General features: G+C 59.7%; 17 protein-coding genes. 8 read left to right on the top strand and 9 right to left on the bottom strand.

Annotation, left to right across the window (positions count from 1 at the left end; genetic code table 11):
- Positions 1-29 precede the first annotated feature (29 nt).
- The 7 genes from H663_RS25635 to H663_RS25605 all read right to left on the bottom strand — a co-directional run bounded on the left by H663_RS25635 (position 30) and on the right by H663_RS25605 (position 10,393).
- Entirely contained in the window at positions 30-1,526 is a 1,497-nt protein-coding gene (locus H663_RS25635; RefSeq protein WP_053169473.1) for a coiled-coil domain-containing protein, read from the bottom strand.
- 63 nt (positions 1,527-1,589) lie between these two features.
- On the bottom strand, positions 1,590-2,906 hold the full coding sequence (locus tag H663_RS25630; protein ID WP_053169475.1) for an HlyD family type I secretion periplasmic adaptor subunit: 1,317 nt from the start codon (positions 2,904-2,906) through the stop codon (positions 1,590-1,592).
- An 18-nt stretch (positions 2,907-2,924) separates the two neighbouring features.
- Positions 2,925-3,728 (bottom strand): hypothetical protein, encoded by an 804-nt coding sequence (locus H663_RS25625; RefSeq protein ID WP_053169477.1) that lies wholly within the window; start codon positions 3,726-3,728, stop codon positions 2,925-2,927.
- Between the two features lie 42 nt (positions 3,729-3,770).
- On the bottom strand, positions 3,771-5,558 hold the full coding sequence (locus H663_RS25620) for a TolC family protein (protein WP_053169479.1): 1,788 nt from the start codon (positions 5,556-5,558) through the stop codon (positions 3,771-3,773).
- A gap of 5 nt (positions 5,559-5,563) precedes the next feature.
- Positions 5,564-6,871 carry a beta-barrel domain-containing protein gene (locus tag H663_RS25615; protein WP_083451027.1) on the bottom strand — a complete coding sequence of 436 codons (1,308 nt, stop codon included), beginning with the start codon at positions 6,869-6,871 and terminating at the stop codon, positions 5,564-5,566.
- Positions 6,868-9,033, bottom strand: coding sequence for a type I secretion system permease/ATPase (locus H663_RS25610; protein ID WP_053169483.1), 2,166 nt, complete (start codon positions 9,031-9,033; stop codon positions 6,868-6,870). Before H663_RS25610 ends, H663_RS25615 begins: the two co-directional genes overlap by 4 nt.
- Before the next feature lie 46 nt (positions 9,034-9,079).
- Positions 9,080-10,393 (bottom strand): TolC family protein, encoded by a 1,314-nt coding sequence (locus tag H663_RS25605; protein WP_053169486.1) that lies wholly within the window; start codon positions 10,391-10,393, stop codon positions 9,080-9,082.
- Positions 10,394-10,732: 339 nt separating this feature from the next.
- On the opposite strand from H663_RS25605, the gene H663_RS25600 reads away from it, so the two are divergent.
- Positions 10,733-11,776 (top strand): NAD(P)/FAD-dependent oxidoreductase, encoded by a 1,044-nt coding sequence (locus H663_RS25600; protein ID WP_116695809.1) that lies wholly within the window; start codon positions 10,733-10,735, stop codon positions 11,774-11,776.
- A 7-nt stretch (positions 11,777-11,783) separates the two neighbouring features.
- A complete protein-coding gene (gene gluQRS / locus H663_RS25595) occupies positions 11,784-12,734 on the top strand; it encodes a tRNA glutamyl-Q(34) synthetase GluQRS (RefSeq protein ID WP_053169488.1) in 951 nt (316 codons plus the stop codon).
- Here the strand turns inward: gluQRS and H663_RS25590 are convergent.
- The gene (locus H663_RS25590; RefSeq protein WP_053169490.1) at positions 12,724-13,188 is read right to left on the bottom strand and encodes a CBS domain-containing protein; all 465 of its coding nucleotides are present in this window, start codon (positions 13,186-13,188) and stop codon (positions 12,724-12,726) included. The genes gluQRS and H663_RS25590 overlap by 11 nt on opposite strands.
- Positions 13,189-13,303: 115 nt before the next feature.
- On the opposite strand from H663_RS25590, the gene H663_RS25585 reads away from it, so the two are divergent.
- The 4 genes from H663_RS25585 to H663_RS25570 are packed head-to-tail and all read left to right on the top strand — an operon-like array spanning position 13,304 to position 17,130.
- Positions 13,304-14,605 (top strand): O-acetylhomoserine aminocarboxypropyltransferase, encoded by a 1,302-nt coding sequence (locus H663_RS25585; RefSeq protein ID WP_053169492.1) that lies wholly within the window; start codon positions 13,304-13,306, stop codon positions 14,603-14,605.
- A 2-nt stretch (positions 14,606-14,607) separates the two neighbouring features.
- Positions 14,608-15,426, top strand: coding sequence for an alpha/beta fold hydrolase (locus H663_RS25580; RefSeq protein ID WP_053169494.1), 819 nt, complete (start codon positions 14,608-14,610; stop codon positions 15,424-15,426).
- 33 nt (positions 15,427-15,459) lie between these two features.
- Positions 15,460-16,788 carry a cytochrome P450 gene (locus H663_RS25575; protein ID WP_083451029.1) on the top strand — a complete coding sequence of 443 codons (1,329 nt, stop codon included), beginning with the start codon at positions 15,460-15,462 and terminating at the stop codon, positions 16,786-16,788.
- Between the two features lie 18 nt (positions 16,789-16,806).
- Positions 16,807-17,130 (top strand): Mpo1-like protein, encoded by a 324-nt coding sequence (locus H663_RS25570; protein ID WP_053169496.1) that lies wholly within the window; start codon positions 16,807-16,809, stop codon positions 17,128-17,130.
- 93 nt (positions 17,131-17,223) lie between these two features.
- On the opposite strand, the gene H663_RS25565 is transcribed toward H663_RS25570, so the two are convergent.
- Complete coding sequence (locus H663_RS25565) at positions 17,224-18,474, bottom strand: YihY family inner membrane protein (protein ID WP_053169498.1); 1,251 nt, start codon at positions 18,472-18,474, stop codon at positions 17,224-17,226.
- A gap of 21 nt (positions 18,475-18,495) precedes the next feature.
- On the opposite strand from H663_RS25565, the gene H663_RS25560 reads away from it, so the two are divergent.
- Together H663_RS25560 and H663_RS25555 are read left to right on the top strand one after the other, a co-directional pair.
- The gene (locus tag H663_RS25560; protein ID WP_116695808.1) at positions 18,496-18,903 is read left to right on the top strand and encodes a DUF2069 domain-containing protein; all 408 of its coding nucleotides are present in this window, start codon (positions 18,496-18,498) and stop codon (positions 18,901-18,903) included.
- Between the two features lie 45 nt (positions 18,904-18,948).
- Positions 18,949-20,397 carry an FAD-binding oxidoreductase gene (locus tag H663_RS25555; protein WP_053171407.1) on the top strand — a complete coding sequence of 483 codons (1,449 nt, stop codon included), beginning with the start codon at positions 18,949-18,951 and terminating at the stop codon, positions 20,395-20,397.
- Positions 20,398-20,598 lie beyond the last annotated feature (201 nt).

Here is a 20,598-nt window from a genome sequence, read left to right as displayed (position 1 = left end):
GCAGTCATCAAGAACCAGGTCGGCAGCCTTCAGCTGCTGGCAGCCGGTGGCTGCTGACGCAGCTCTTGCAACAGCATGCTCAGATGGCGCTCGTGCTGCGCACCTTGTTCATGTTGCATAGCTTCGATGCGGCCAATCAGGCGGTTCAAAATTTCACCTTCTTCGCGCAAGGCCGATGCCAGTTGCGAGCTGTGCACATCGTCCGTAGCCCGCTGGTGCACCATGAGTTCCTGGTGCTCGCGGATCACACTGTCAAGGCTGGCAAAACTGCTACCCAGGGCGTTGAGTGCCTGCTGAATACCACGTTGCTGATCGGCCATGGCTTGACGCAGTTGCACCAGTTCCTGACCCGATTGCTCTTGTCGCAGCAAGACTTCGCTTTGCTGGTTCAAGGTCTTGTTGAACTGGCCGTAGCTGGACTCCATGACCTGCAAAACCGATTCCAAGCGGTTTTGCTGGGTCACCAGGGCGGCCACAACGGCGTTTTCGCGGTAGGCGGCGGGCGTGACCTCGCGGGCAATTTCACGGACGGCCTGCACCGTCAGGTTCAGGTTGTCGAGCATGGCGTTTTGGCCTTGCTGGTTTTGTTTGAAGCCTTCGCTCAGTTCAGCCCAAAGCTGAACTTCGTTACGCTCAATGCGGGCCGACAAGGTGCCCAGTGAGGTGATCAGATCGCGCACCCGGCGCTCGGACTGCTCCAAGGCCACGGTCAGTGCTTTCAAAATGGGCGACTGCTCAGCCACCACGTTCAAACTGGCGGTCAACTGGTCTTGCTTGTTTTCTGGGGCCGCGTGAGTGGTGAAGTCGGTCAGGTACACCAGGCGCGAGTGCATGGCTGCCACCAATTCGCTGGAACAACGCTTCACCCCGACCATGAGCACGCTCATGATGAGCGAGCCCAGCACGCCGAACAAAGATGCACTGAAGGCCACCCCCATGGATTTCATCGGCGAACTCAAGCGATCCACCAAGGTCCGCACGGCAGCGGCGGCATTGCCCGACTCCACCATGGTGAAGGCAGAGATCAGCTTGCCGATCTCTTCCAGAGCGCCCAACAGACCAATGAAGGTACCCAGCAAGCCCAAGCCCACCATGGCGCCCGACAGGAACTGCGGCAAATACAGGCGCATGTTCTGGCGAGATTCAAAGCGGTGCGCCTCCGACTCCAGCGCGGCATGCTGCACATCGCTGATGGGCGTATTTTGCGTTTCGGCCAGCATTTCCAGCACGGTGCTGACGTCATAACGCTCACCCAGCACCATCTGACGCAAGGTTTCTGGCGGTGCACCGTCACGCGCTTGCCGGAAAAAGCGCTGGATAAATTCACCCTCTCTGTTCATGCGGTGTACGGCGTGCAGCATCATCCCCGAGCCCAAGGCCATCAAGAGGAAAATCAGATAGTTGATCTGCGGGTGCGGGTTGCCCTGCATGGTGCCAGCCACCTCTTTGGAAAACAGGACAAAGCCCAGCAGGACCAGCAGTATCGGCACACCGACAAAAAAGTAATAGGGTTTGAGTCGTTTCATGGAGACCTCGGTTGCTTCAGTGAATAGATGGAATCAAAGTTTCAGGGTGAATGGGTGAGGTGTTCAGGACGGTTCGCGCAAGGCCTGCGAGGCAAAGCGCATCAAGGGCGAGACCACATAACTGAGCACACTGCGTTGGCCCGCCACGATGTCGGCGCGCGCAGTCATGCCGGGCAAAATGACTTGCTCGGCCAAAGCGCCTTTGGCCTGTCCCGTCTGGATCACCACGCGGTAGTAGCGCTGTCCGTTTTCGTCGGCCAGGGTGTCGGCGCTGACTTCAGTCACTTGCCCCTCCAAAGCACCGTAGATGGCGTAGTCATAAGCACCAATCAGCACGCGGGTGGGCAGGCCAGCCCGCAGCCGCGCCCTGTCGTCGGGCCGCACACGGGCTTCCACGGCCAAGGGGCCTTCGCTGGGGGTGATTTCCAGCACCACCTCGCCGGGGCGAATCACGCCACCCAAGGTGTTGAAATTGAGTTTATTCACAAAACCGGCCACCGGGGCGCGCACATCGTTGCGGGCTTGGCGGTCGCTGTCGTTGTTCACATTGAGCTCAAAGCGCTGGATCTCGGCGCTGATTTGGGCCAGCTCGGCCCGCGCTTCTGCGCGAAAGCGGGCGGTTGACTCATTCAATCGGGCCGATTGTTCTTCGATGGCCGCCTGCAGCCGGGGAATGGAGCTGGTGATGTCGCCTTGCGCGGTGCTCAAGCGCTGCAAGCGCCCCTGGGCGTCAAGCCATTCGAGCTGAGAGCCCGCACCCTTACGGTAAAGGCCTTCCATGACCGCCAATTGCTTGCGCGCCACATCGACTTCGGTGGCCATGTTTTTCAGGCGGTTTTGGGCCTCGTTCAATTCCGATTGGCGCTGGTTGATTTGCTGGCGCAAAGCCCCCTGCTCAGCCCGAATTTTGTCAGCGCGCTCGCGAAAGGCAGCACGCTCCAACTCTTTTTGAGCATCGGGCACATCCGCTGGAAAATCGGGCAATGCGGCACCCACCGCTTCGGCTTTGAGGCGCGCTTGCTGCGATTTGAGGGTCACGATGCGGTTTCGGCCCTGCTCCACATCGGTGTTGGCCTGTGTGCCGGACAAGCTCAGCAAAATGTCGCCCGCCTTGACGTTTTGACCTTCGCGAACACGGATGTCCCGCACGATACCACCCTCGAGGTGCTGCACCAGTTGCGCCCGCGTGGAGGGGATGATGCGGCCTTCTGCACGCACCACCCGGTCCACGGGTGCCCAGGCCGCCCAAATGAGCAAGACAAGCAAGAACAAGGCCAAACTGAGCAACCAGCGCCGTTCATGGCGTTCAGACAGCGACAAACGCAATGCAGCCTCACTCGGAGGCTGCTGCAGGTGTTGCCAAAGTTTGCGGAGTTTCATGTGTCAGGTTCTGTGCATTCAAGGGGCCACATTGACGGTGACTCGGCCGCTGTCTGCACCGGCTTGGACGCTTTCCATCACCCGCATTTGGATCAAATCACCGGGCGTTCCGGCTTGAATCAGCACATTGCGCACGGCCACTGCGCGGTAGTACCCCAAGCGAGCGGACTCGCTGAAGCCCTTGGGTGTGATGACCGTGATTTGCCATCGGGTGGTTTTGACCGGTCCAAAGCTGTTCAAGCGCGACACAACGCTCTTGGACTCTTCTTCTGACAGCGTGACCACTTTGGGATCAAAGTTGACGATCAAGCCCGCCCCCACTGTGTTGACGCTCGATGAGCCTTTGGCCTCTTTCACCACTTCCTGACGGGCTTGCACCACTTCCATCTTGGTGGCGTTGTTGGGCACATTGTTGGACGTGGTGCTGCTTTCTGTTTTGGCTTGCTGCTCGGATTTGCTTGCTTGCTCAGATTTGCTTGCTTGCTCAGTTTTGGCCGTGCTGGGGGCTGCCGTGCTGCTGGAAGTCGTGGTTGTGTTTTTTTGCAACGCCTGCAAGCTCTCCTTGAGTTTGGCGTTTTCCAGCTGCAACTCCTGCAATTGCGCAGCTTGGGTGTTGGGGTTGTCGTTGACGTACTGCACATCTTGCGGGATGGTGCCTGGGCGTGGCGTGCCTTTGGTGGTTTCTTCCAGCACAAAGCTCAGGATCACGATGCACATCACCGCGATCACGAAGAGCAAATTGATCGCCAGGTTCGAGATGGCATCCACATACCCGGGCCAAAAAATATCGGATGCGTCGTTCGATTCAGAGGAACCAGCCATGGATGAACCTTTTGATTGTTTGGAAATGAAAATTCAAAAAAATCACTTCAACTGGATGCGGGCCTGCTCGCGCAGGGCACTGAGTTGCCCCATGCTTTTGAGCAGTTGCGCCTGGGCCAGCATTTGTTGCCCCAAGGCTTGCGTCAGTTTCAAGCGTGCATCGTAAAGACTTTGACTCGCATCCAGGGCGTCCAGCAGTGAAGTAATGCGCCCCACCTTGAGTTGTTCGCGCACGGCCTCGGTCACACGCCGCGCGGCCTCTTGCTCTTGCTGCCCCAAGCTGATGCGCAAAGTGGCCGCCTGGAGCAAGGCAAAGTCGGTGTCCACCGCTTGGGCCAGACGCTGCTCGTTGAGTTCGAGCTTGCTTTGCAACTCGGACAAGTCTGCCGATGCTTCCTTGCCTGAAAAGTATTCCTTGCCCCCCAAAGAAAGCGCCCAGTTGACCACCACCAGCGCGCGGGTGTCCTGGCGCGAGCCCATCACCCCACCGTTGTTGGTGGCGCGGTCATCTTCCAGACTCGCCAGCACCGTGGGCGCTGCGCGGCCGTATTGGGCGCGCACCTGGGATTTTTGGGCTTGCACTTCGGCACGCAGTGCCGTCAGTTCGGCGTTGTCTTTCAAGGCCTGGTCGCGGATTTCGGCTTGCGTGCGGGGCAAGGCAGGCAACTGACTCAAAAAAGGCAGATTCAGCAACTGCGGTGCAAAGCCCAAGAGGCGCTCAAGCTCGAGCATGCCGCCTTTGTAATTGGCCTGCTGCTCCAGCCGGGCCTGGCGCGCCGCCAGGACGCGCGAACGCGCACGTTCGAGCTCGGCTTGGCTGCTGGCACCCGATTGAGAACGCTGATCTTGGTAATTCAGGATGTTTGACAAATTGCTCAACAACTCATCTGAAAAATTCAGCGTGATGCGACTGGTCGTGAGGTTGACCACGGCTTTGACCAGGTTCAGGGCGACTTCCTGCTCCATTGAAGCGCTGCGCAACATGGCCGCCTCCAGCGTCAATCCGCTGGCTTGCCAGGTTTCCCAAGCGGGGTAATTGACCAGCGGCTGGGTCACACGCAAGGACGTGTTTTTGTAATCGTGCTCGTGGTTGCTCAAAGTAGCCGTGGTGCTTTTTTCATTGCCCTTGGCATAACGCGCTGAAAAAGAGGGCAGCAAATCAGCTCGGCTTTTTGAAACGCGAAGGCGTGAACTTTCCTGGCGGGCCTTGACGGCCGTCAGCTCGGGGCTGAACTCCAGACCCGCCAGCAGCAGGTCGGGCAATGAAAAAGCCACTTGCTGAAATTCGGTGGTTTTGCGAGTCAGCACCGACGTGCCCAAACCGCCTTCCGGTTCGGGCAAATCGATCTCGGCTTTGCCCGTCAATTGCGCAAAAGTCAGGCTCTGGCGTGAAAAGTCAGGGGTGGACAGATTGGATTTGGGAGAGTTGTCGACCGGGCGACGCAGCACCACAGCGGGCTCGGGCTTGGCCAAAACGGGCAAAGACAGGCCCGTCTTGGCGGCCGTGTCCACCGGTGCCTTGGCGCGAACGGCTTCTTTCCAGGGCTTGAATTTCGCCTGCAAAGCGGCAGGCAATTCCTGCCCCAGGCTGTTGGCACGGTCGGTGGGTTTTTCTTGATCGGCAGTGACTTGCTCGACCATGCTTTGCGTGACTTGGCGTTGGCGTTCAATCTCTGCGGCTGACGTGGCAGTGGCAGCCGCCGCCTGTGCCCACACCCCAGTGTGCGAGACCAAGGCAGCCAAAGCGGCGCACAACATGGCGGGCTGGAAGACCGGCCCCTGCTGGCGCTGTGGGGTCATGTGGGATGCGTGGGTCTGGATGTTTTTCATGGCAATCACCGTTCTCTGAGCGCTTCTCTCGCGCGCATAACAGGCTTGAACAGATAGGTCAGAACCGATTTTTGTCCGGTCTTGATATCCACTTGGGCCAACATGCCCGGAATGATCGGCAAATTTTTGCCGTCCGGCGTTTTCAAACTCGCGCTGTCGGTGCGAACCAAGACGCGGTAATAGGTTTCTTCTCGACGCACCTCATCGCGCAGGGTGTCGGGGCTGATTTGCACCAGCCGGGCATTGAGCCAGCCATACACGCTGGAATCATAGGCCGTGATTTTGACCACCGCCTCCATGCCAGGTCGCAAAAAAGCGATGTCCGAAGGGCGGATGCGGGTCTCTATCAGCAGCTTGTCGTCCATGGGCACGATTTCGAGCAAGTCCTGCCCCATCTGGATCACGCCGCCCAGAGTGTTGATGCGGATGTTTTTGACCACGCCGCGCTTGGGCGCACGCAAGACCGTGCGGCGGAAGTTGTCTTCCTTGCCCGTGAGGCCCTGACGCTGCGAGCCCATTTCAGCCTCGACACGGGCCAGCTCAGTGGCCGCATCGGCCTTGAATTTGCCCGCCAACTCACTCAAACGGCCTTTGGCCTCGGAAATGGTGCGCTTGATGCGCAGCACCTCCAGATCGGACACGTAGCCGCTGGCGGCCATGGGCTCGGTGATGCGCAACTCATCGGTGGCCAGCTTCAGGGTTTGTTGCTGCGATGCAATGCTGCTGTCCAGGCTGCGTCGTCTGGCCTCAAAGGTGTCTCGTTCATTGCGCGTCAATTCCGGGGCTCGGCGCAGCAAGTCGGGCGAAAAAACCGGGCTGCTCCCTTGGGCCTCGGCACGCAGGCGCACCGCAGCGGCTTGCAAGGCGTCGATCTTGGACTGCCCTTCGCGCACGGTGGCACCTTGGCGTGCATCGTCAATGCGCAAAAGGGGCTGATCGACTTCGACCGTGTCGCCTTCAGCCACCAGCAGCTCGGCCAAAACGCCCGACTCCAGGCTCTGGATGACTTGTTCGCGGCTGGTCGGAATGACTTTGCCCATGCCGGTGGTGACTTCTTCGAGCTGAGCCCAGCCCGCCCAGAGCATGAACACCAGCAAGACCACAGCGCTGGCATACAAACCGATGCGCAACACCGGTTGACGCTCACGCAAGGAAGCGGCGTAGACATCGTCCAGCAAATCGAGATCGGCCTGAATCTGGTTTTTTTCACGCAGCCGCATGATTTTTTGCGTCAGTGCCTGGCGCTCTTGGGGTGACATGGGCGTCGGCATGCCGGAGGCTGCGCCCGGCACTGGAAAACGGGGCGCGCTCATGCAGTCCTCCCAATGGCACGCTTGACGCGGCCTTCTTGCACCGCTTGCAACACAGCCTCTTTGGGGCCATCGGCCAAAACCTGACCGCTGTCGAGCAAGACCAGCCGCGTGGCCAGGCTCAGGGGCCCGGGGCGGTGCGTGGCAATGACCACGGTTTTGCCGGCCAACTCGGTTTGAAGTTTGTCCAGCAAACGCTGTTCGTTGGCGGCATCGAATGCGCTGGTGGGCTCGTCGAGCAAGACCACCGGGCAGTTGGCCAGCAAGGCACGGGCCAAAGCCACCATCTGCCGCTGACCGCCAGACAAGGCGGCACCGCCCTCGCCCAAAGGCATGTCCAAACCCTGTGGATGTCCAGCCACCCAAGGCTGGATGCCGGTGAGCTGCAAGACATGCTGCAAGCGTGCGTCGGACACATGGGGCGCAGCCATGAGCAAGTTGTCACGCAAACTGCCCCGAAACAAGACCGCATCCTGACTGACCCAAGCCAGTTGATCGCGTAAATCGGCGGGTGAGATGTGGGCCATGTCCAGCCCATCCAGCAATACCTGCCCTTGGGTGGGGGGGTACAAACAGGCCAGCATCTTGAGCAGTGTGGATTTACCGCTGCCCACAGGCCCCATCAAGGCCACATGCTCGCCAGCGGCAAAGTCCAAATTCTGGACCTGCAGCACGGGGCGTTCCGTATGGGGGTAGCTGAATTGAAGTTGGCGCACTTGCAAATGCCCTGTGGTTTGCTGCAAGCCCATGTAACTGCGCCCGGGCTCGTATTGGCCTGGCAAACGCATGATGCGGTCCAGCGTTTTAAAGGCCCCAACGGCATGCTGGTAGCGGGTGAGCAAACCCGCCACTTGCGCCAAAGGCCCCAGGGCCCGCCCCGCCAGGATGGTGCAACCAATCAGACCACCGGCTGTCAGGCGCCCTTCCAAAATCAGGTAAACACCCCAAACGATCAAGGCGGTGTTGCACGCTTGTTGCACGAATTGGGTGAAATTCAAGGTGATGGCCGACACCAAGCGACTGCTCATGGCGCTGCGGGCGGTGGTGGCGCTGATGCGTTCCCAGCGGCTTTGCATGCGGGGCTCGGCACCCATGGCGCGAATTTGTTCCAGCCGCTCCAGGGTTTCAACCATAAAGCCGAGTTTTTGCGCGCTTTCATATTGGTAGCGCTCAATGGATTCACGGATCGGCCATTGCGAGGCCCAGCCGGCCAAAAACACCAGCACAGCACCGACGATGGGCACCCACACCAGCGGACCACCAAAAAAGCCAATGACACACAAAAACACGATGACAAAAGGCACATCGCTCAAGGTGACCAAGGTGGTCGAGCTGACGAAGTCTCTCACTGATTCAAATTCGCGCAACTGGCCTGCGAATTGACCGCTTGAAGCCGGCCGGTCCTGCGCCCTTAAATTCAGGGCCTGCTTGAAAATGCGCGAAGACAAGAGCAAATCGGCCTTTTTACCGGCCACATCCACCAGATAACCCCGCATGGTGCGCAGCCCCAATTCAAGCAGACCCGCCAGCGTGACGCCCAAGGCCAGCACCCACAGCGAATGCAAGGCTGCATTGGGAATGACGCGGTCATACACATTCATCGAGAACATGGAGGTGGCCAATGCCAGCAAATTGATCAGCATCGCGGCCAAGGTGCTGTCCAGATAAAAACCTCGCAAGGTGCGAAACACACTCCAGAACCAATGCGCAGCGGGTGGCGGGGCGTCCCCTTGTGTCTGAGCACTTGGAGGGTCTGACGGCTGTGTTGAATCCTGCCGAATGCGCGCGTGCAAACTCCAGCCTGCACTGTCGGTCGTCAATTGATCTACCGTCACCCACTGCGGCTTGTCAGCGTTCAGGGCGGCATTCAAGTGGGGGGCGATCACTTCACAGGCATCGCCTTTACGGCTGAGCAGAACAGCGGCCAAGCCACCGGTCAGACCAATCACCACGGGCCCCAGATGGTTGTCGTATTGCGCAGGCGACAAAGCCGCCATTTGAACCTCCAGGCCATGACTTTGCAGGGTTTGAGCTGCGGCCAGCAAGGTCAGGTCTTCGTCACCAAATTCGGCCGTTTGCGCCATCAACTCGCGTGCCGAAACACGTTGCCCCAAACGCAGCGCCAAATGACTGAGCGCCTCAAACACAGAAGGCTGCAAGCTCATCGAATTGCCCCAGCAAACTGTAGACTCAAACGCATGGAGGAACCCTTCACAGCTGCAACACCGTGGGAAGAAGACCCTGCAAGCCAATCAAGCGAAAAGACGCTTTGATCTGGTCCATTTCCGATGACATTTTGTTGGACCTGGCTGTGAACAATTCATTTTCTGCATTGAGCACATCCAGCAAATTCCGACGCCCCACTTTGAACTGCTTTCGGTTGGCGTACACCATTTCTTGGGCGTGGTTGACGTAATCATCAAATGAGGCCAAGGACTGGGTGTGGGCCAAAAACTCGTACCAGGCAGAACCCACGCGTTGCTGCAACTCGTCACGCGCTTTTTCAAAAGCAAATCGCGTGGCCATCTGCGTGGAGGTGGCAGCATTCAAGGCATGTCCGGCGGCACCCCCTGCCCAGATCGTCCACTCGGCTTGAACGCCCAAATAAAGATCAGACTGGTTGCCATGGATGCCGTTGATGTCGCGCCCAGTCTTGCCCGTGGCGTCCAGATTCAAACGGGGACGATAAGGGGCTTTGGCCAATGCAATGCCTTGCAGCGCCTGCTCCACATCGGCACGCGCCACCTGCAAGGCAGGACTGGCATTCAGGGCTTTTTGATAGGCCTCTTCCAAACTTGCAGCAGGGGGCAATGCACGCAGTTCAGGCAAATCGTGTGCCTTGGGCAAACCGGTCAAACTTTGGAACTCCAGCCGGGCCTGCTCCAGTCGCATCAAACGTGAGGTCGTGACCGACTCGGCCAAAGATGCGCGGCTCATGGCAGCGGGCAAGTCAGCGGCACGGCCCAAATCCAGCTTGGCAATCCCCTTGACTTGATTGACATAGCCGCGGTGCATGGACAAATTGTCTTGCGCCAACACCAGCAACTGCGAAGCCCTGAGCACTTCCACATAGGCCTCCAAAGTGCGGAGCATCAGCTCTTCGCGCTTGTCAACCAGTTTCCAGTCGGCACCGATGGAAGATTGACGTCGCTGCTCGGCCTGCGCCACCAAGCCCTGATCCAGCAAGGGCATGGTCATGCGCACATAGGCTTGGGCTTGCTTGTAGGAGTTGGACACATTCGCTGTGGTCAGGCGCTGATTTTCTTGCCCCGTATTGCCACCCACCACCACACGCGGCTTGAATTGCGCCTTGGCTTCTTTGAAGAGTTCTTCCTGGGCACGACTTTGCGCTTCAGCTTGCAAGAGTTCTGGATGGCGCTGCAGCGCCATCTGCACATATTTCACGAGTGCGAAGGGAATCTGGCGGTTTTCCTCCTGCTCGCCAAGAGAAGAACTCGAAGAAAGCACCACGATGGGCGGCACGCTGGCCGATGGGCTTTGAGCACTGACCGAACCGATGGGCATAAAACCCACAAAAACACCAAATATAATCAAAAAATGAAACACTCTCATACTCCGAAGGAGGCTCAATAATGCTTGAGCATGATAAAAGTTGACCCTCAAAATTGAAAATTGAATTGGCACGAAAGGCAACTGTCAGCCAAGTTTATAGCTTAATTATTTTATATTCATCATATTGGGAAATAAAATCAATGAAGAACGATTAAAAATCCTTAAATATCAATTGTTTATCATCAATTCAACATTTTCAACATTTTAATGCGGCATAAAGTACAAATTTAATCTTTCAATGACATGCTGTATAAGGGGAAAGTCATTCCATTCGAGACAAAAGGTCACTCTATGCAACACAACATCGCCATCATTGGCGTCGGCATGGCCGGCGTGGTTTGCGCACGCACCCTGCGCCAGGCTGGACACACCGTCACCTTGTTTGAAAAAAGTCGGGGACTCGGTGGCCGCATGGCCACACGGGCCAGTGCCTTCGGCAGTTTTGACCACGGTGCGCAATACTTCACCGTGCGTGACCCGCGTTTCGAGTTGGCTTTGGGCACCGTACCCGGTCTGTGCAAGCCCTGGAGCGCCAATGCCGTGCGGGTGCTCGATCCCAATGGTCGTGTCATTGAAGCCGGCTTGCCCGGTGGCGAGCGTCACTGGGTGGCCACGCCTGGCATGAATGGCCTGGTCAAGGCCTGGGCCGAACCGCTGCTGGAAGATGGCAACGTGCAGTTGCAAACATGCGTGACCCAGATCAGCGCCGATCCATTCAAGAAAAACAGCTGGCAATTGCACACCGAGGGCGAGAACGGCAGTCAGCATGTGTTTGGGGGATTTGACCGCGTGGTCCTGGCCATCCCCCCGGCGCAAGCGGCCTCATTGCTGCAAAGCTCGGGTTTGAGCGATCTGGCGCTGCCGCTGAAAGATGTGCGGGTTGAGCCTTGCTGGACGCTCATGGTGGCCTACCCGCAAGCCGTGCAACCGGGCCTGATCACCCTTGGCCCTCAATGGAACGCGGCCCGCAGCACGCACCACCGCATCGCCTGGATGGCGCGTGAATCGTCCAAACCTGCACGCGAACGCATCGAGCGCTGGACCGTGCAAGCCAGCGCCCCTTGGTCTGCGGAACATGTGGACGACACGCCCGAACGCATCACCGGCAAGCTGCTCAAGGCCTTTGCAGAAATCACCGGCATCCGGGCCACCCCCGCACATGCTGAGGTGCACCGCTGGCTGTACGCCAAGACGTCACAACCTCTGGGTCAGAGCCATTTGTGGTTCAAAGATCAAGGCATCGGACTGTGTGGCGACTGGTGCACAGGTCATCGGGTTGAAGACGCTTTCGTGTCGGGCCTCGAATTGGCTTTGTCGGTGCTCAAAAAACGCTGATCCATCCATGGGATCGCAAGGCAAGCGCCCGGCATCTTCGCAGGCCGAACAAGGCTATATCGGGCGCTTTGCCCCCTCGCCTACCGGCATGCTGCATGCGGGCTCTTTGGTGGCCGCTCTGGCCAGCTGGCTCGATGCGCGTGCTCATCAGGGCCAGTGGCGTGTTCGGATGGAAGACGTGGACACGCCCCGCTGCGTGCCCGGTGCAGACCAGGCCATCTTGCAGCAATTGGCGCTTTGCCACTTGGTGCCCGATGGCCCCGTGCTTTGGCAAAGCCAACGCGGCCTGGACTACCAAACGGCGCTGGACACCTTGATCGCCCAGGGCTGGGCTTACCCTTGCGCTTGCTCGCGTAAAGACATTGAATCTGCGCAAACCCAGTCCGTGCTGCGTCACCATGCAGCGGTGTACCCCGGCACCTGTCGGGATGGGCTGGGTGGCAAAACAGCCCGCGCATGGCGACTGAATGTGCAGGCGGTTCAGGCCGCGTTCCATCTGCCCCGCATCACCCCATGGCAAGACCGCAGGCTCGGAGGGCAGGAACAAGATGTGCTGGAGGCTGTGGGCGACTTCGTATTGCGCCGCGCCGATGGTTTGTGGGCCTATCAACTGGCCGTGGTGGTGGACGATGCCGCGCAAGGCATCAGCCATGTGGTGCGTGGCGAAGACCTGGCCGACAACACGGCCCGGCAAATGCTGCTGCAAAGGGCCTTGGATGTGCCCACACCGCACTACTTGCACACCGCCTTGGTGCTGGGCACCAACGGCGAAAAACTCAGCAAACAAAACGGTGCTCAGGCGCTGGATTTGCAAGACCCACTGCATGCCCTGAGGCAGGCCGCGTCAGCCCTGAATTTGCCCGTGCGGGAAGAAGTCACGGACATCGACGCCCAGCTTGCGCAATGGACAGACCTCTGGCGCGCTCAACACGCGCCGCGTGTCCCATTTAAAGCTTGACGTCTGACTCTGCATCCTCTTGTGCTGGCCAGTCGCGGATATAGGCCTTGAGCATCTTGTTTTCGAAATTCTGACTGTCCACCACCGCCTTGGCTACGTCGTAAAAACTGATCACGCCCATCAGCACACGGTTGTCCATGACGGGCATGTAGCGGGCATGGTGCTCCAGCATCATGCGGCGCACATTGTCGATGTCGGTTTCCCCGGTGCAGGTCAATGGCTTGGCATCCATGGCCTCGCGCACAGAGGTTTCACCTACATGGCCGCCATTTTTGACAATTTGCTGGATCACCTCACGGAAAGTCAGCATGCCCACCAGATCACCTTGGGCCATGACCACCAGTGAACCGATGTCTTTTTCGGCCATGTCGTTCATGGCGCGGGACAGGGGTTCATCGGGGTGCACTGTGAACAGCGTGCCGCCTTTGACGCGCAGGATGTCGTTGACTTGCATGGTGTGTCTCCTTGGGGTCGAGTGCAGATTTCAATTGGTTTCCAATATAGCCCACAATGAAAGCCGAGCGAAGCGATTGATGCTTGCCAAACACTTTCTTTTTCGGAGACACCCCATGGCTGGCTACAGCGACCCCGGTTTTGACACTTTGGCCCTGCATGCGGGTGCAGCGCCCGACCCCAGCACGGGTGCCCGGGCCGTGCCGATTCACCTGACCACCTCCTTCGTTTTTGAGTCCTCAGACCAAGCTGCAGCGTTGTTCAACCTCGAGCGTCCCGGCCACGTTTACAGCCGCATCAGCAACCCCACCAACGCGGTGCTGGAGCAACGCATCTCGGCGCTCGAAGGCGGCATCGGGGCGATCACCACATCCAGCGGCCAGGCGGCCTTGCACCTGGCCATTGCCACCCTCATGGGCGCGGGCTCGCACATCGTGGCCTCCAGCGCTTTGTACGGCGGCTCACACAACCTGCTGCATTACACCTTGAGCCGCTTCGGCATCCGCACCACCTTTGTCAAACCCGGCGACCTGGACGCCTGGCGCGCCGCCGTGCAGCCCGACACCAAACTCTTTTTTGGCGAAACCGTGGGCAACCCCGGCATGGACGTGCTCGACATCGAAGCCGTGAGTGCCATCGCCCACGAAGCGGGCGTGCCATTGCTGGTGGACTCCACCCTCACCTCGCCCTGGCTCATCAAACCTTTTGACCACGGGGCCGATCTGGTCTACCACTCGGCCACCAAGTTCTTGTCGGGCCACGGCACGGTGGTGGGCGGTGTGGTGGTCGATGGTGGGAGTTTTGACTGGGACCAATCGGGCAAGTTTGCCGAGCTGAGCCAAGCCTATGAAGGCTTTCACAACATGGTCTTCAGCGAAGAGAGCACCGTGGGCGCGTTTTTGCTGAGGGCGCGGCGCGAGGGCCTGCGTGACTTTGGCGCGTGCATGAGCCCGCACACCGCCTGGCTGATTTTGCAAGGCATCGAAACCCTGCCCCTGCGCATGGCCCGGCACATGGAAAACACCGCGAAGGTGGTCGAGTTTTTGGCCGCGCACCCGCTGGTCAGCCGCGTGGGCCACCCCTTGCTGGAGAGCCACCCGTCTCACGCCTTGGCGCAAAAGCTCTTGCCACGCGGCGCGGGCTCGGTGTTCAGCTTCGACATCAAGGGAAGCCGCGCACAAGGCCAAAAGTTCATTGAAACCCTCAAAGTCTTCAGCCACCTGGCCAATGTGGGCGACTGCCGCAGCCTGGTGATCCACCCGGCCAGCACCACGCATTTCCGCATGACGGACGAAGCCCTGGCCGCAGGCGGCATCGGCCCCGGCACCATCCGCTTGTCGATTGGCCTGGAAGACCCTGCAGACTTGATTGACGACCTGAAAAAGGCGCTCAAAGCAGCCGAGAAAGCGGGAGCCTGACCATGCAAATCTCCGTTCAAGGCCATGACCTCTACGCCTACACAGGCGGCAAGCCCTTCAACCCCGCGCAACCCACCGCCGTGTTCATACACGGCGTGCTCAACGACCACAGCGTCTGGATTTTGCAAACCCGCTACATGGCCCACCACGGCTGGAACGTGCTGGCGATTGACCTGCCCGGCCACTGCAAAAGCGAAGGCACGCCGCCACAAAGCGTGGAAGAAGCGGCCGACACCGTCATCGCGCTGCTCGATGCACTGAAGATTGAAATAGCCGCGCTGATCGGCCACAGCTTTGGCTCGCTCATCGCCCTGGAAGCGGCGGCTCGCGACGCGCAAGTCCACCCCGGGCGCGTGAGCCACCTGGTGATGGTGGGCACGGCCTACCCCATGCGCGTGTCGCCTGCCTTGCTCGATCAGTCGGTCAGCGCACCCTTCAAGGCGATCGACATGGTCAACAGCTTTTCGCATTCCACACTGGCCCCACCACCTTCGGCCTTGGGCCCCGGCACCTGGCTGTATGGCGGCAGCAAGGCGCTGATGCGACGGGTGCTGGCCAGCAACACACAGGTCAATGTGTTCCACACCGGATTCAAGGCCTGCGACGATTACCGAGGTGCAGAAGCAGCCATGCCGCAAGTGGCCTGCCCCGTCCTGTTTGTGCTGGGCAGCGCCGACCAGATGACGCCGCCCAAAGCCGCACAAAGCCTGATTGACCTGTGCAAGCAGCCTAAGGTGGTGAAGCTGCCCGCAGGCCATTCGCTCATGACCGAGGCACCCGAAGGCGTATTGCAGGCGCTCAAGGATTTTTTGAAACCTTGAGCTTGAAGAACATTCGCCAACGCCCCCTGAACCATGAATTCATTGACTGCCCACATCACCCCGTCGCTGTCCTCTGACAGAGCCCAGACAATAGCCCACTCGTTGGACCTGCGGGCCTTGCCGCGCGACTTTCTGGACAACCCGTACCCGGTCTATGTCGCGCTGCGCGAAGCCGAGCCTTTCAAGCGCATGCCCGATGGCTCGTATTTCCTCACGCGTCACGCCGATCTGGTGGCGGTCTACCGCGACGCCAAGGTCTTCAGCTCTGACAAGCAAGTCGAATTCGGCCCCAAATACAACCACGAGCCTTACAACCAGCCGCCCTACGCCACATGCAGTGGCGTCTCCCCGCTGTTTGAGCACCACACGAGCAGCCTGGTCTTCAACGACCCGCCCCTGCACACCCGGGTGCGCCGCTTGATCATGGGGGCGCTCACCCGCCGGGCCATCGAAGCCATGGAGCCCGGCTTGGTGCTGCTGGTGGACAGCCTGCTGGACAAGATCGAGGCGCAAGGCGGTGGGGACCTGATCGAGGACTTTGCCTCGGCCATTCCAGTCGAGATCATCGGCAACCTGCTGGGCGTGCCGCACGCCGAGCGCGAACCTTTGCGCGGCTGGTCACTCGCCATATTGGGGGCGCTGGAGCCCGCCCTGAGCCCTGAACAAGAATCGCTGGGCAACCGCAGCGTGAGCGAGTTTCTGGCCTACCTGCGCAAATTGGTGGCAGATCGCCGATTGCATCCGGGCGACCCGGAGCACGATGTGCTGACACGGCTGATCCAGGGCGAGGAAAACGGCGACGCCCTGAGCGAAGTCGAGCTGCTGCAAAACTGCGTGTTCCTCCTCAACGCCGGGCACGAAACCACCACCAACCTGATTGGTAACGCGCTCATCAGCCTGCAGGAATGGCCCAAGCAGCGCGAACAGCTCAAGGCCGACCTGAAACAAGCGGCCAGCGACGAAGAACGGGAACAAATCATGGGCCTGGCCGTGGACGAGTTTTTACGCTTTGAATCGTCCAACCAACTGAGCAACCGCCGCGCAGTTCAGGCCACTCAGGTCAACGGCGTCGACCTGCCGGCAGGGGCCTTGGTCACGCTGTGCATTGGCGCGGCCAACCGCGACCCTGCCGTTTACAACAACCCTGAACAGCTGGACCTGCGCCGAACCGGCAACAAACACCTGGCTTTTGGTTTTGGGGTGCACCAATGCGCGGGCCTGAGCCTGGCGCGTTTGGAAGGCCGCATCGCGATTGGCCGCTTTTTGCAGCGCTTTCCAAATTACCAGCTCACGCAAGCGCCTGTGCGTGGCGGCCGCGCCCGGTTTCGGGGCTTTTTGCACGCACCGTTTTCAATCCCATAACACCCCAGGAGACACACCATGAACCCCGCTGAAACACCTGAGCCCCGGCACGCCAGCTTTGCCGAGTTCTACCCCTTTTATTTGAGCGAGCACAGCGACCGCACCTGCCGCCGAATGCATTTTGTGGGCAGCACTTTGAGCCTGATGTGTTTGGCCATGCTGGCCGTGACGGGCAAACCACAGTACTTTTTATATGCCTTGCTGTGCGGCTACGGCTGCGCCTGGATCGGGCATTTTGTGTTCGAGAAAAACAAGCCCGCCAGCTTCAAGCGCCCGCTCTACAGCTTCATGGGCGACTGGGTCATGTACCGCGACATGTGGCGCGGGCGTGTGAGCTTTTGAAGATTTGTCACCCCCGTCCTGATCGGGAGTCTATGCCTGCGGTGGCGATGGACACCCGGTCAAGCCGGGTAGGACAAAAGGGGCCTGATGGCATCAGGCGGTAGGTTTGGGCAACAGCTGTGCCAACTGAATCCGATCGAGCCCAGACTGCGACCAAACCGGATCGTCCTCACCGGTCCGCGACACCAAAAGCCGGTCGGCCAATGGCCCTACACGCACTTGGGCAGGGTCAATCAACAAGATTTGCCGGGCTTGGCCCAGGTCGTTTTGCTCGGTCAGGCGGCCCACCCAATCCAGGGTTTGCAAGACTTCCAGCACCTGCCGCAGTTCACGCGTCTCCACCCGCAAACGCACGGCCAGCTCATCGGTGCTCAAACCCCGCAGCTCAGACGCCTTGGCAGTGTTCAACTCGGCCAAGACCTCGAGAGCCAGTCTGAAGGACCAGCCCGCGCCCTCTGGTTTGCGCCAGGATTGACGGCCCAACTCGGGCAAGCTGGCGGCCAGCACCGCGCCCAGCAGCACCAGCAGCCAGGTCACGTAAATCCAGACCAACAAAATGGGCAGCGCAGCAAATGCGCCATAAATCAGCGAATAGGTGGGCACCTGCAGCAGGTAAACGGCCATGGCTTTTTTGGCCAACTCCAGCGACGCCGCCACCAAAAAACCTGCTGTGATGGCATGGCGCCAGCGCACGCGGGTAAACGGCACATAAAAATACAGCCCACTCACACAGGCCGTGAGCAGCACAAACTCAAAACTGTCGAGCAGCCAACGGATCGAACCCGGCAAGACATCCACCACATCCCGCGAGGCGGTGACCACATACGAGGTAATGGCCAGACTGGCACCCAAAAACAAGGGCCCCAAGGTGATGGCCGACCAGTACAGCAAGACCCTTTGCGGCAAAGGCCGCTGGCGCTGCAGGCCCCAAATCTGGCCCAAGGTGCGCTCGATCGTGACCATCAAAAACACGGCCGACATCAACACCGCCACCAAACCCACCGAACCCAAGCGGCTGGCTTTGCGCGAAAACTGCGTCAAATAGCTCAGCACCTGGCGGGCAATGCTCTCAGGCACAAGGCTTTCAACCAGCCAGCGCTGGATCGTGTCCTGGAACTTGCCAAACACCGGAAAGGCCGCAAACACGGCCAGGCCCACCGCAAACAAGGGCACCAAAGCCAGCACGGTGGTGAAGGTGAGCGAACTGGCGCTCACGCCCAAGCGGGCATCGCGAAAGCGCTCAGCCAAAACGCCGGCCATCTGCCGCCACGGGAAAACCAACAACTCTTGCCACCAAAGGGCGGTTTGCGCCCAAAAAGTGGACTTGGACAGGGAAGATTGCATGCCCGGTATGATGCCACCGCAATGAACATGAATACAGAAAACAACCCCGCTGGCGTCGAATTGACGCGCTGGATGGCCGTGGGTAGCTTGCTCGGCCTCATCGTATTGGGCTTGGCCTGGGAACTTTGGCTCGCCCCTTTGCGCCCAGGTGGATCGTGGTGGGCCATCAAGGTCTTGCCGCTGTGCATTCCTCTGGCGGGCCTGCTCAAAAACCGCATGTACACCTACCGCTGGGTCAGCATGCTGGTTTGGCTTTACTTCATTGAGGGCGTGGTGCGCGCATGGGGTGACCCTTGGCCTGCGAACGCTCTGGCTGGAGTCCAAACCCTGCTGTGCACCACCTTGTTTGTGGCCTGCGCCTTGCATGTGCGCATCCGCTTCAAGGCGGCCAAAGCCACGGGCAACTTTGTGCCTGTGCCCCGCGATTGAACCTTGCCGTCCTCCGCGACAGCCACCACTTACATCCCCTTGCCCATGACCGCTTTGTCCAACGCCCAAGCTGCCCTGATCGCCCAATTGCGCCAAATTTGTGGCCTGGCGAACGTGCTGACCCACGAAGACACCATCGCTGACCTGAGCCCCTGGGAGCAAGACTGGCGCAAACGCGTACACGGCCGCGCCCTGGCTGTGGTTCGGCCCGGCGACACGGCGCAAGTGGCCGCTGTGGTCAAGGCCTGCGCTGCAACCGGCACATCAATCGTGCCGCAAGGCGGCAACACCGGGCTGGTGGTCGGCGGTGTGCCAGACGGCTCCGGCACCCAAATCGTGCTGAGCATGACCCGCATGAACGCGGTGCGCGCCGTCGACCCGGCGAACCTGACCATCACTGTAGAAGCCGGTTGCGTGCTGCAAAACCTGCAGGCCGCCGCTGAAAACGCCGGATTTTTGTTCCCACTGAGTTTGGGTGCTGAAGGCAGTTGCACCATTGGCGGCAACCTGGGCACCAACGCGGGCGGCACTCAGGTGGTGCGCTATGGCAACACCCGAGAGCTCTGCCTGGGCCTGGAAGTCGTCACCGCCCAAGGCGAGGTCTGGCATGGCCTGTCAGGCCTGCGCAAAGACAACACGGGTTATGACCTGCGCAATTTGATGATCGGCAGCGAAGGCACGCTGGGCATCATCACCGCCGCCACCATGAAGCTTTATCCCCAGCCCGCCGCGCAGCTGACCGCCTGGGCCGCTGTGCCCAGCATGGAATCTGCCGTGCAACTGCTGGGCCTCGCCCACCAGCGCCTAGGGCCTGGCCTCACGGGCTTTGAAGTCATGGGCCAGTTTGCGCTGAGCTTGGTGGACAAACACTACCCCCAACTGCGCGTGCCGCTGTGGAAAGACACCCCCTGGTGCGTGCTGCTGGAAAACTCCGACAGCGAAAGCGAAAGCCACGCCCGCAACCAGTTTGAAACCCTGCTTGAATCGGCCATGGACAGCGGCTGCGTGACCGACGCCGTGGTGGCAGAAACGCTGACTCAGGCCAAAGGCCTGTGGCACATCCGTGAAAGCATCACCCTGGCGCAGGCCACTGAAGGCCTGAACATCAAGCACGACATCAGCATCCCGGTCTCGCGCATTCCGGCCTTTGTGGCCGAGACCGACGCCCTGCTGGCCCGCGAAGTGCCCGGCGTGCGCATGGTCGACTTCGGGCACCTGGGCGACGGCAACCTGCACTACAACGTGCAGGCACCCGAGGGCGTGGACGGCAAAGCTTTTCTGCGCGGAAACGAAGACAAGGTCAACACGTTGGTGTTTGACCAGGTCAAACGCTTTGGCGGCTCCATCAGCGCCGAACACGGCGTGGGCGAGCAAAAAGTGAACAAGCTGCCGCTCTACAAAGACCCCACGGCGCTGGCCATGATGCGGGCCGTGAAAAAAGCGCTGGACCCGCAGAATTTGCTCAACCCGGGGCGCGTCCTGCCCCTGCCCTGAGGCTTATGGATCCGGCGAGCTGATGTTTGAAATGTGTAAGAACTGTCACCTCGTAGCTCGCCACTCGCAAAGTCCGACATGATGGGTTTTGGCACCAGGCCCATGTCGGGGTCTTCGACCGCCGACCTACAACATCTTTGAGCATTGAAAACTTCACAGAGCCCGATCAATAAAGGCTGGCGTCCGCTGCGCTTCATGGGC

It is taken from the genome of Limnohabitans planktonicus II-D5 (assembly GCF_001270065.2).
Taxonomy (GTDB): domain Bacteria; phylum Pseudomonadota; class Gammaproteobacteria; order Burkholderiales; family Burkholderiaceae_C; genus Limnohabitans_A; species Limnohabitans_A planktonicus.
This window is presented reverse-complemented; position numbering and strand designations above follow the sequence as displayed.